This window comes from Streptomyces niphimycinicus (assembly GCF_018883605.1).
Lineage (GTDB): Bacteria > Actinomycetota > Actinomycetes > Streptomycetales > Streptomycetaceae > Streptomyces > Streptomyces niphimycinicus.
Genome location: NZ_JAHLEM010000038.1, coordinates 79,927 through 90,512 on the forward strand (window position 1 = coordinate 79,927; position 10,586 = coordinate 90,512).

Annotated in this window: 9 protein-coding genes and 2 riboswitches; of the genes, 7 read left to right on the top strand and 2 right to left on the bottom strand. The window is 73.2% G+C overall.

What is annotated here, in order from left to right; genetic code table 11:
* Positions 1–14: 14 nt before the first annotated feature.
* Positions 15–236: a CbtB domain-containing protein gene (locus KN815_RS04975; protein WP_014058848.1), complete on the bottom strand. Its 222-nt coding sequence runs from the start codon at positions 234–236 to the stop codon at positions 15–17.
* A 37-nt stretch (positions 237–273) separates the two neighbouring features.
* Positions 274–427: riboswitch (cobalamin riboswitch) on the bottom strand.
* 370 nt (positions 428–797) lie between these two features.
* A riboswitch (cobalamin riboswitch) is annotated at positions 798–924 on the top strand.
* A gap of 52 nt (positions 925–976) precedes the next feature.
* On the opposite strand from KN815_RS04975, the gene KN815_RS04980 reads away from it, so the two are divergent.
* Genes KN815_RS04980 through KN815_RS51475 form a run of 4 tightly spaced genes read left to right on the top strand, consistent with a single transcriptional unit; the run spans position 977 to position 6,063 of the window.
* On the top strand, positions 977–2,521 hold the full coding sequence (locus tag KN815_RS04980; RefSeq protein WP_216340508.1) for an ABC transporter substrate-binding protein: 1,545 nt from the start codon (positions 977–979) through the stop codon (positions 2,519–2,521).
* Between the two features lies 1 nt (position 2,522).
* Positions 2,523–3,470 (top strand): ABC transporter permease, encoded by a 948-nt coding sequence (locus tag KN815_RS04985; RefSeq protein WP_216340509.1) that lies wholly within the window; start codon positions 2,523–2,525, stop codon positions 3,468–3,470.
* Positions 3,467–4,318 (top strand): ABC transporter permease, encoded by an 852-nt coding sequence (locus tag KN815_RS04990; protein WP_216340510.1) that lies wholly within the window; start codon positions 3,467–3,469, stop codon positions 4,316–4,318. Before KN815_RS04985 ends, KN815_RS04990 begins: the two co-directional genes overlap by 4 nt.
* A gap of 32 nt (positions 4,319–4,350) precedes the next feature.
* Positions 4,351–6,063 carry an ABC transporter ATP-binding protein gene (locus tag KN815_RS51475; protein WP_216340511.1) on the top strand — a complete coding sequence of 571 codons (1,713 nt, stop codon included), beginning with the start codon at positions 4,351–4,353 and terminating at the stop codon, positions 6,061–6,063.
* Between the two features lie 46 nt (positions 6,064–6,109).
* Here the strand turns inward: KN815_RS51475 and KN815_RS05000 are convergent, their stop codons facing one another.
* A complete protein-coding gene (locus KN815_RS05000; protein WP_216340512.1) occupies positions 6,110–7,324 on the bottom strand; it encodes an AbrB family transcriptional regulator in 1,215 nt (404 codons plus the stop codon).
* A 236-nt stretch (positions 7,325–7,560) separates the two neighbouring features.
* On the opposite strand from KN815_RS05000, the gene KN815_RS05005 reads away from it, so the two are divergent.
* Genes KN815_RS05005 through KN815_RS05015 form a run of 3 tightly spaced genes read left to right on the top strand, consistent with a single transcriptional unit; the run spans position 7,561 to position 10,574 of the window.
* Positions 7,561–8,238 carry a response regulator transcription factor gene (locus tag KN815_RS05005; RefSeq protein WP_216340513.1) on the top strand — a complete coding sequence of 226 codons (678 nt, stop codon included), beginning with the start codon at positions 7,561–7,563 and terminating at the stop codon, positions 8,236–8,238.
* Positions 8,239–9,684: an ATP-binding protein gene (locus KN815_RS05010; protein WP_216340514.1), complete on the top strand. Its 1,446-nt coding sequence runs from the start codon at positions 8,239–8,241 to the stop codon at positions 9,682–9,684.
* Positions 9,685–9,740: 56 nt separating this feature from the next.
* A complete protein-coding gene (locus KN815_RS05015; RefSeq protein WP_216340515.1) occupies positions 9,741–10,574 on the top strand; it encodes a COG4705 family protein in 834 nt (277 codons plus the stop codon).
* Positions 10,575–10,586: the final 12 nt, after the last annotated feature.

A 10,586-nucleotide genomic window follows, 5' to 3' on the forward strand; every position in this document is an offset into this window, starting at 1 on the left:
CGGCGCCCCTCGCGTCAGTGGCAGGGGAAGCCGAGCAGATGACGGGCGTCATGCACCCACTCATGAACGTTCTCACCGGAAACGACGGCGGTGGCGCCCTGCTCGGCGCCGACGAAATACAACAGGACCAACATCAGGATGCCGAAGAAGACCGCCCAGGGAGCTATCGCCTTCAGCGGCAGCGTGGCGGGCAGTTCGGGGGTGGTGGCTGTGGGCTGCGCGACATGCTGCGCCATGGCCAGGCCCTCCTTAAGGGAGTTCGCGTCCCATCTCGGTGGTGCACAGGACGACGGCTACGGGTCTGACTCACCACAGATCCCATCCGGGACCTCCGGTTCACAGTGGCGCGACCGTGCCGGATTCCCACCGGCTTCCGTCTTACCGTCGTCGATATCCCACCGACCGTACCGCGTGTCGCGTTCATGGCCAAGACCGGCCACCTGGCGAGACGGTCGGATGAGGGCGAGGAGGCTGACGGCGGCTCCAGGCCGACCAGCCCGGCCGGGCCCAGACGCTCGCCCTGGAGCAGCCTCACACCGACCGCGCGATGTCAACCGAACGACCGCGCGGTACGGCAGACTCAAGAACGTAGCGCGGTTGTCCTCACCGGTCACGGGCCGGCCACCGGCGGCTCGGCGAACAGCCGTCGGCGTACGGAGGGCCGAAAGCGCCGCTCGCTCACCGACCGCGTAGAAGCCGCTCCGTGGAACGAGCCCCTGCTCCTGGACCTGTCGCCGGATGCGCCACATTGACCTGTCGCCGGATGCGCCACAATGAGGGCACGAGGCGACGGGGGCCAGGAAGCCGGTGCGAGTCCGGCGCGGTCCCGCCACTGTGACCGGGGAGCGGTCCTCCAGCACGTCACTGTCCGCGGCCGTGGATGGGAAGGCGGAGGCGAGCGACGATCCGGGAGCCAGGAGACTGACCCGTCGCCGGTCCGACGGCAGGGGCGAGGACACCCCGGAGAGGATCGGTTGTGACGACGCATGCCCGGACGGAGCCCGGCAGACGAGGGGTACTGGCCGCCGGAGGCGCCCTGGCGCTGGCCTCCTCCGGCCTGCTCACCGGGTGCGGCGCGGACGGGACGGACGGGGGCGGCGGCGACCGGTTCCGCGCCGCGTTCACGGCCGGGGGCTCGCAGGAGACCCTCGATCCCCATGTCGCCCCGAACTTCGTCGACCAGGCCCGCGCCAAGGCCCTGTACGACACGCTCGGCACCTACGCGGACGACATGTCCGTCCGTGAGCGGCTCGCGGAGTCCTGGGAGAGCGACGCGTCCGGCACCCGGTGGCGCATACGGCTGCGCGCGGCCGAGTTCCACGACGGGAAGCCGGTCACCGCGAAGGACGTCCTCTACAGCTACCGCCGCGCCGCCGATCCCGACACCGGGTCCCCCTCGCAGGTGCTGCTCTCCGCGATCGACTTCGAGGCGAGCAAGGCCGACGGCGAACGGTCCGTCGTCTTCACGCTGAAGGCTCCGAACTTCGAGTTCCCCACCGTCTTCGCCGGCCCCGGCACCGAGATCATCCCCGACGGGACGACGGACTTCGGCAAGCCCGTCGGCTCGGGCCCCTTCACCTACGTCTCGTTCACCCCCGGCGGCACCGCCCGCTACCGGCGCTGGGCGGACCACTGGGACGGCGCCCCGCACATCGCCGAGCTGGAGATCGTCCCCGCCAACGAGGAGTCGGCGCGGCTCAACGCCCTGCTGTCCGGACAGGTCCACTACGCCGCCGACATGGCCGGTGCCTCCGTGAACCGGCTGAAGGCGGAGGGCTCGACGCGGCTGCTGACCGTGAAACGGGCCACCGCCCAGCAGTTGCTGCTGCGCATCGGCCGCAAGCCGTTCGACGATCCGCGGCTGGTGCGCGCCGTGCAACTCGGGCTGGACCGTCAGGCGCTGGTGCGCGTCGCCCTCGCCGGGCACGGCGAACCGGGGAACGACCTGTTCGGCATGGGCCTGCGCGGCTACCCCGACGGCCTGGAGCCCCGCGAGCGCGACGTCGAAGAGGCGCGGAAGCTCGTACGGCAGGCCGGTGCGAACGGGCTGAAGATCACCGTGGAGACCAGCTCGGTCGACGCCGCGTGGGAGCCGGCCGCGGACCTGATGGCGCAGCAACTGCGCGAGGTGGGGCTGCGGCTGACCGCCAACACCCGCGCCGCCAGCACCTATTTCAGCGAGATCAAGACCACCGGCGTCGCCGCCTTCAACACCTCCTCCACGCTGCCCGTCTCCGACTTCCTCCAGCAGCGGGTCCGTGGCGGAGCGGCCCGCAACCAGACCCAGTACGCCTCGAAGAGGTTCGACGCGCTGCTGGAGCGCGCCCGCACCACCCGCGACGAGCGGGACCGGCTGGCGCTGCTCGCCCGCGCCCAGAAGCTCGCCCGGGACGGGTCCGGGCTGCTGGTGTGGGCGTTCTCCGATGCCAATGACGCCATCCGCACATCGGTCCGCGGCCTGCGCGCCGCACCGCCGAACTCGCACGACTGGGCGCGGTTCGACCGGGTCCGCATCGGCTGACGTGCGCGCCTACGTTCTGCGGCGCCTTCTGCTGGCCGTCCTCCAGTGCCTGGTGGTGCTCGTCGCCGTGTTCGCGGTCGGTTCGCTGCTGCCCGGCGACACGGCCGACGTCCTCCGCGGCGAACTCGGCACGCCCGAACAAGTGGCGGCCCTGCGCACCCAGTTGGGGCTGGACGAGCCCGCCTGGGCCCGCTTCGGGCACTGGCTCGGCGATCTGCTCACCGGCGACCTCGGGAACTCCCTGACGACCGGGGTGCCGGTGGGCGATGACATCGGCCGCCGCGTCGGGGTGACGCTACTGCTGGGCGTACCGGCGCTGGTGCTGGTCACCGTGCTGGCGCCGCTGCTGGGCACGGTGTCGGGGCTGCGGGAGGGCAGCCGCCTCGACCGGACGCTGAACACGGCGGCCGTGGTGCTGCACGCCGTCCCGGAGTTCGTGCTCGGACTGCTGCTGGTCGCCTCGGTGTCGCTGGCGGCCGGGCTGCTTCCGGCCACCGCCGTCGGCATGGACACGGCCGCGCTGCTGGCCCAGCCGTCGGTGCTGGTGCTGCCGGTCACCGTGCTGACCGCCCGGCACCTGTGCGATCTGGCCCGGCAGATCCGGGCGGGCGTGGCGGCCGAGCGGCACGGGCCCGTCGCCGAGCATCTGCGGCTGCTGGGGATGCGGGAGCGGACGGTCGTGCTGCGCCATGTGCTGCCAGGTGCCCTGGGTCCCGCCGCGCAGCAGTTCGCCCGCTGTGTGGAGGGGCTGCTGGGCGGTGCCGTGCTGGTGGAGGCGGTGTTCGGCTTCCGCGGGCTGGGCAGCGGCTTCGTCGAGGCGGTGCAGAACCGGGACATGCCCCAGGTGCAGACGTACGCGCTGTTGTTCGCCGGGACCGCGATCGTGGTGAACCTTCTCGGCGACCTGGCCGCCCACCGGCTGGCCCCGCGCCGGGAGCTGACGGCATGACCCGGCGGGAGGGTGTGACCGTACGACAGAATGCCGACGCCGCGGGCTCCGGCCGGCCCCGCCGCCCGTGGGTCGCTCTGGTGCTGCTCGGTGTGCCGGTGCTCGTGGCACTGCTGGGGCCGTGGCCGGCCGGGGACGCGTCGTCGGCACGGGACGCGCTGCCGTCCCAGCCGCCCGGCGCGGGGCATCCGCTCGGTACGGACGTCCTGGGCCGCGATGTGCTGTGGCTCGTGCTGCACGGCGGCGGCTCGGTCCTGGGCAGCGCCCTGGGCGCGCTGCTGATCGGCATGGCCGCGGGGGTGCCGCTGGGGCTGCTGGCCGCGGGACCGCGGCGCGGCCTGGACGAGACGGTGATGCGCGGCCTGGACCTGCTGCTCGCCTTCCCCGGCCTGCTGGTGCTGATGACCCTGGCCGCGGCGGGCCACCGCGACTGGTACTGGCTGGTGACGGTCGCCGGGGTGCTCCAAATCCCGGCGGTGGCGCGACTGGTGCGCGGAGCCGCGCTCGCGCCGGGCACCCGGACGGTCGTCGAGGCACTGCGGATGCAGGGACGCGGCTGGGCGTACATCCATCTTCGGCACCTGGCGCGGGAGCTGGCCGCTCCGCTGGCCACGGACGCGGGCGGCCGGTTCACCGTGGTGCTGTACCTGCTGGCATCCGCCAACTTCCTCGGCCTGGGGCTGCCCGTGTCCTCGCCGGACTGGGCGGTGCTCATCGAGCGCAACAGCGACACCCTGTTCACCCAGCCGGCGGCGGTGCTGGTGCCCGCCGGTCTGCTGACGGCGCTGTGCGTCGGCGGCAACCTGCTGGTGGACCGCGTCCTCGCGCGGCGGAGGAGGGGCCGGTGAGGGGCGGGCACCGCGGGGAGGAGGAGGGGCCGGTGACCGGTACCGCCCATGTGCCGCTGCTGCACATCCCGGAGATCTCGGCACATGCCGACGGGGCGGAGCGTCCGCTGCTGGACCGGGTCGGACTGACCGTTCCGGCCCGTACCGTCACCGCCGTCATCGGCCCGTCGGGCAGTGGCAAGACGACGCTCGGCCTGGCGGCGCTCGGTACCGCCCGCAGCGGCGTGCGCCTGACCGGACACGTCCTGCTGGCGGGCACGGACCTGCTGCTCCTGGCCCCGGCCCGGCGCCCCGCGGCCCGGGCCGGCCGAGCCGCGCATCTGCCGCAGCACCCGGAGACCGTCCTCGATCCGATACGCCGGGCCGGCGGCGCGCTGACCGAGCTGGCCGCCCTCGGACATCCGGAACGGGCCGCCCGCAAGCCCGCCGCGCGCCGGGCGCTCGCCCTGGCCGGTCTGGAGTGGGAGGCCGTACGCCGCCGCTTCCCGCATCAGCTCTCCGGCGGCCAGCAGCAGCGTCTGGCGCTCGCCTCCGCCCTGGTGACCGGGGCCCGGCTGCTGGTGCTGGACGAGCCGACGAGCGGTTTGGACCCGGCGCTGGCCCAGGCCCTGGGCCGTACGGTGCGGGCGCTCGCGGACGACGGCGCGGGCGTGCTGCTGCTCAGCCACGATCTGCGACTGGTGCGGGAGACGGCCGACCGGGTCATCGTGCTGGAACACGGCCGGGCCGTGGACGACGGCCCGACGGCGGACGTCCTCGGCGCCGGTGGCCCCGCACCCGGCGACAGGCCCACCGCCACCGGACCGACCGCCACCGCGCCGACCGCCAAGGCGCCGACCGCCACCGCGCCAACCCCCACCGGGCTTCCGGCCCCCACCGGGCTTCCGGCCGTCCGCCACCGGGCCATCCGGGAACTGCTCGCCGCGGAAGGCAACACCGCCGCAGGTGGAGCGACGGCCGAAGGGCCGGGCCCGGCCACACCCGGCCCGGCGCCGGAGAGCCGCACCGGGGTCGCCGCCACCGATATCGCCGTACGCCGCCGGTCCGGCGATCCACTGGCCGGGCCGGTGTCGATGGCGTTCCCGCCCGGCGACACGATCGCGCTGCTCGGTCCCTCCGGCTCGGGCAAGACGACCTTCGCCCGGGCGCTGGCCGGGCTGACCACGCCGTCCAGCGGCGAGATACGGCTCGACGGCCGACCACTCCCCCGCCGCATCGACCGGCGTACGCCCACCCAGCGCCGCGCCATCCAGTACGTGCACCAGAACAGCGCCGGTTCCTTCGAGGAGCACCGTCCCGTACTCGCGCAACTCGCCGACACCGCACGGCTGCTGCGTGGCCTGCGCCACGAGGAGGCGACGGCGGAGGCGATCGAGGCCGCCGATGCGCTGGGGCTCGACCCGGCGCTGCTGCACCGGACCCCGGACCGGCTCTCCGGCGGCCAGCTCCAGCGCTGCGCACTGGTACGGGCGCTGACCGCACGTCCGGCCCTGCTCGTCTGCGACGAGGTGACCTCGGCGCTGGACACCGTCTCCCGCCGCCAGGTCCTCGACGCGCTGCCCCGCCTTCTCGCCCCGGCCCGGACCGCCCTGCTCTTCATCAGCCACGACCTGCCCGCGGTCCGTGCGCTCACCGAGGAGGCCGCGCTGTTCGAGGGCGGCCGATGTGTGCGGCGCGGACCCGTCGACGAAGTCCTGCCCGCCGCATGGTCCGGCGCGCCCAGCTCCGGCGACGACGAAGCGTGACTCGACGGCCACCCGCGGCCGGGAAACAGGAACGGGGTCCCGGCGGTCACGCGGTGAGTGGGGCAGGCGGTCGGCCCGCCGCCAGCCGCCGGGTGATCAGCGGGGTCACCAGGACGACGACCAGCAGGCGCAGGCTCTGGACGGTGGAGACCAGGGCGACGTTCGCATGGGAGGAGACCGCGGTGGCGAGCACCGCATTGATCCCTCCGGGGGTCGTGGCGAGGTAGGCGTCGGTGAACGGGATGCTCGCCACCCCGGCGAAGACCCAGGCCAGCCCGGCGCAGCCGAGGCAGAGGACCGTCATACAGACCAGGATCGGGGGCAGCAGGCGCCGCACGCCGAGGAGCGTCCGGCGGGTGAACCGTACGCCCACGTCGAGGCCGACGAGGACGAAGACGATGTTCTGGAGCACCCCGACGGGCGCGAAGCCGGGCACCGCGCCACTGAGCGTCGCGACCAGGGCGACCAGCATCGGGCCGATCAGCAGCGGCGTCGGTACCCGCAGCCGCCGGCCGGCCCATGAGCCGACGACGGCGATGGCGGCGAGGGTGAGCAGGCCGGTGAGCTGGTCCGACCCGGCGACGACGTGGAGGAGGCCAGGTCCGGCGCCGCCGCCCGCCGCCGGATGGCCGCCCGCGGCGGAGGCCGCCGAGGTCATCCAGTGGGCCGCCAGCGGGGCGGTGGTGGCGACGAGGCCGACGCGCAGGTACTGGGTGAACGCGACGAGCCGCACATCGGCGTTCAGCTCATCGGCACAGGTGACGATCGCGGCCGAACCGCCGGGCACCATGCCGAGGACGGCGCTGGGCCGGCCGATGCGGCCACCGCGGGCCAGGAACCGGGCGACCGCGACGCTCAGCGCGATGGTGGCCGCGGTGACCACGGTCAGCGGCAGCGCGACGGGCGCGGCGGAGACGAGGGCGGACGGGCTGAGATAGCTGCCCATGAGGGCGCCGACCAGTGCCTGGGAGGCCCGGTTGGCCGGCGCCGGGAGCCGGTCGCGGACCATTCCGCACAGGGCCAGGACGGCGCCGACCAGCAGTGCGGACAGCAGGTAGGGGGCGGGAAGGCCGAGGGCGTCCGCCGCGAGGCCCGCGGCGTACCCCCCGGCGATGATCAGGGCCCAGAGTCCGGTGCGGACTGGGCGGGAGACGCGGGGCTCGGAGGTGCACGGGACGGGCTTCGGCGCGGTACTGACAGCGGTACTGAGAGTGGGCGGCGGATGTGCGTCCGTCCGCTCCGGCGCGGAAGTCGGTGCCACGATGGGCGCCTTTCATCGGATGGTGCGGGTCCTTGGGAGGTGACGCCTGTGCGAAGCAGGCACCCTCAACTGTGCCGGATACGGGCTGTGCACACACTGAGAGCGCTGAGTGAGCGCTGAGAAGAAGCTGAGAGCCCGCTGAGAGACGCGCGGCCGACCTGCGGTCCGGCCTCTAGACTCGCAATCGAGGATCAGTCTTCCGGGCGCCCCGTCGGTATGTCATGAGGTGATGCCGCGTGCAGGTGCTGGTCGTCGAGGACGAGCAGAACATCGCACTCGCCGTGGACCGCGGGCTGCGCGCCGAGGGGTTCGGCGTGGACATCGCGGAGGACGGTACGAAGGCCCTCGGCCTGATCAGGCACAACGACTACGCCGTGATCGTGCTTGACCTGATGCTCCCGGGCCGCAACGGCTATGACGTCTGCCGGACCCTGCGCGCCGCGGGCATCACCACCCCCGTGCTGATCCTCACGGCCAAGGACGGCGAGTACGACGAGGCGGACGCCCTCGACCTCGGTGCGGACGACTATCTGACGAAGCCGTTCTCGTTCGTGGTGCTGCTGGCCCGGATCCGCGCGCTGCTGCGCCGCAGCGCCCCGCAGCGGTCTCCGGTACTCCGTGCGGGTGATCTCTGGCTGGATCCGGCCGCCCATCGGTGCGGCCGTGGCGACGAGCGCCTGGAGCTGACGCCGCGCGAGTTCGGCCTGCTGGAGTTCCTGCTCCGCCACCCCGACACGGTGGTGAGCAAGACCGATCTGCTCGCCCAGGTCTGGGGCGCCTGGTTCGAGGGCGACCCCAACATCGTCGAGGTCTACGTCGGCTACCTCCGGCGCAAGATCGACACCCCCTTCGGCCGGTCCGCCATCGAGACCGTGCGCGGCGTCGGCTACCGGCTGGACGGAAAGGGCGGCTGAATGTCCCGACGCCTCCCCGTCGGGCGTCCGGCGCTTGACCGGGTGCGGCGGCTGACCCGGAAGCTGAGCCTGCGGACCCGGGTCACCATGTGGGCCACGATGGTCGTCGCCCTCGCGATGGTCGCGGCCGGTCTCGGACTGCTGCTCGGTCTCCAGCACTCCATGTGGAGTGACCGGGACAACACCGTCCGCCAGCGGCTGTCCGATGTCACCGCCCTCATCCGGCACGACCGGCTGGGCTCCCTCATCCCCTCCAACGGAGGGGACGCCGATGTCGTCGAAGTGCTCGGCCCCCAGGGGAAGGTGGTGGCCGGCTCCGACTACGACACCCGCCCCGGCAGTCCCAGCGGCTTCCCGAACCCCCTTCCCCCGCAGGTGCTCGCGGGGCATCCGGCCACCCTCGAAAACCTCCGCATCGGCGACGGCGGCGACTTCCGGGTGCAGGCCCGACCGGTCCGTATCGACGACCGGCCCGCCACCATCGTCGTGGGGGTGTCCCTGGCCCAGGCCGAGCACACCCTCTCCAGCCTGACCACCGGCCTGGCGATCGGGGTGCCCACGCTGACGGCGCTGGTGGCGTGGACGATCTCGCTCACCGCCGGCCGCACGCTGCGCCCGGTGGAAACCCTGCGCCGCCAGGCAGCCGACATCACCGCGACCGATCTGCACCGCCGCCTCGACCTGCCCGCCTGCCAGGACGAGGTGCACGCCCTCGGCGTCACCCTCAACGACATGCTCGCCCGCCTCGACGACGCCTCCGTCGCCCAGCGCCGCTTCGTCGCCGACGCCGCGCACGAATTGCGCAGCCCGCTGACGGCCCTGCGGGCCCAGCTCGAGGTCATGTCCCACTACCCCGACCCCGAACGCGACCCGCGGGTGGCCGTCGCCCTGCTGGAGGACACGGTACGGCTGCACGACCTGGTCGAGGGGCTGCTGGCGCTGGCCCGCAGCGAGGACCCCGCCCGGTCGCGGTCACAGGCCGCGCGCGTCATCGACCTGGACGAGGTGGTGCTGGCCGAAGTCCGCCGGCAGCGCTCCCTGGCCCGTGCGGACATCGACGCCCGGCGGGTCTCGGCCGGGCGGGTGCGGGGCGACACCGAGTCGCTGCGCTGTGTCGTACGCAATCTGCTGGACAACGCCCGCCGCCACGCCGCCCAGCGGATACGGGTGACCCTGGGCGAACACGAGGGCACCGTCGAACTCACCGTCAGCGACGACGGAGCGGGCATTCCGGCCGCGGACCGGCTGCGGGTCTTCGAGCGCTTCACCCGGCTCGACGAGGCGCGGTCCCGCGAGGCCGGCGGTTCGGGCCTCGGCCTCGCCATCGTCGGCACGGTCGTCACCGCGCACGGCGGCACCGCCCACGCCGACCAGGACCCGGCGCCGGAGGACGGCGGCCTCGGCGGGGCACTCCTGGTGGTCCGCCTGCCGGCCGTGCCCCCGTAGAGGCGCCCTACGGCAGTCAGGATGTGTTCAGGCATTGACTGACACGGTCGGGCCTCATGACATCCGAGACTTCTGAGACCGCCACCGCCCGCGGCCCTGCCACTGCCTCGTCCGGTCACCGACTCCGCTGGAACAAGGTGCCCGAAGTCACCGTGTACTTCTGGGTGATCAAGGTGCTGTGCACGACCGTGGGTGAGACCGCGGCCGATATGTTGAACGAGAAGCTGGGCCTGGGCCTGACCGGTGTGTCGCTGCTGATGAGCGCGGTGCTGGCGGTAGTGCTGGTCGTCCAGTTCCGCACCACCGCGTACCGGCCGGGCGTGTACTGGCTCGCCGTGGCCCTGATCAGCGTCGTCGGCACTCTGATCAGTGACAACCTCACGGACAACATGGGCGTACCGCTGACGACGAGCACCACGGTGTTCGCGGTCGTCCTCGCGATCGTGTTCACCCTCTGGTACCGCCGCGAGCGGACCCTGTCCATCCACAGCATCGACTCCCTGAGCCGCGAGTCGTTCTACTGGCTCGCGGTGCTGTTCACCTTCGCGCTGGGTACCGCGGCGGGCGACCTGGTGGCCGAGCGCATGAACCTGGGGTACTGGCTGTCCGCGGTGATGTTCGCCCTGGTGATCGTCGCCGTCGCGGTGGCACGCTTCACCCTCGACCTGAACGCGGTGTGGAGCTTCTGGATCGCGTACGTCCTCACCCGCCCGCTCGGCGCATCGGTGGGCGACTATCTCTCCCAGCCGACCGGGGACGGCGGCCTGGGCCTTGGCACCGTGGTCACCAGCGTGCTGTTCCTCGCGGTCATCCTCGGCCTGGTGGCGTATCTGGCGGTGACGCGGAAGGACGTCATCGAGCCGGAGCGGCTCGGCGAGCGGGCGGCGTGAGCAGTCAGCCGC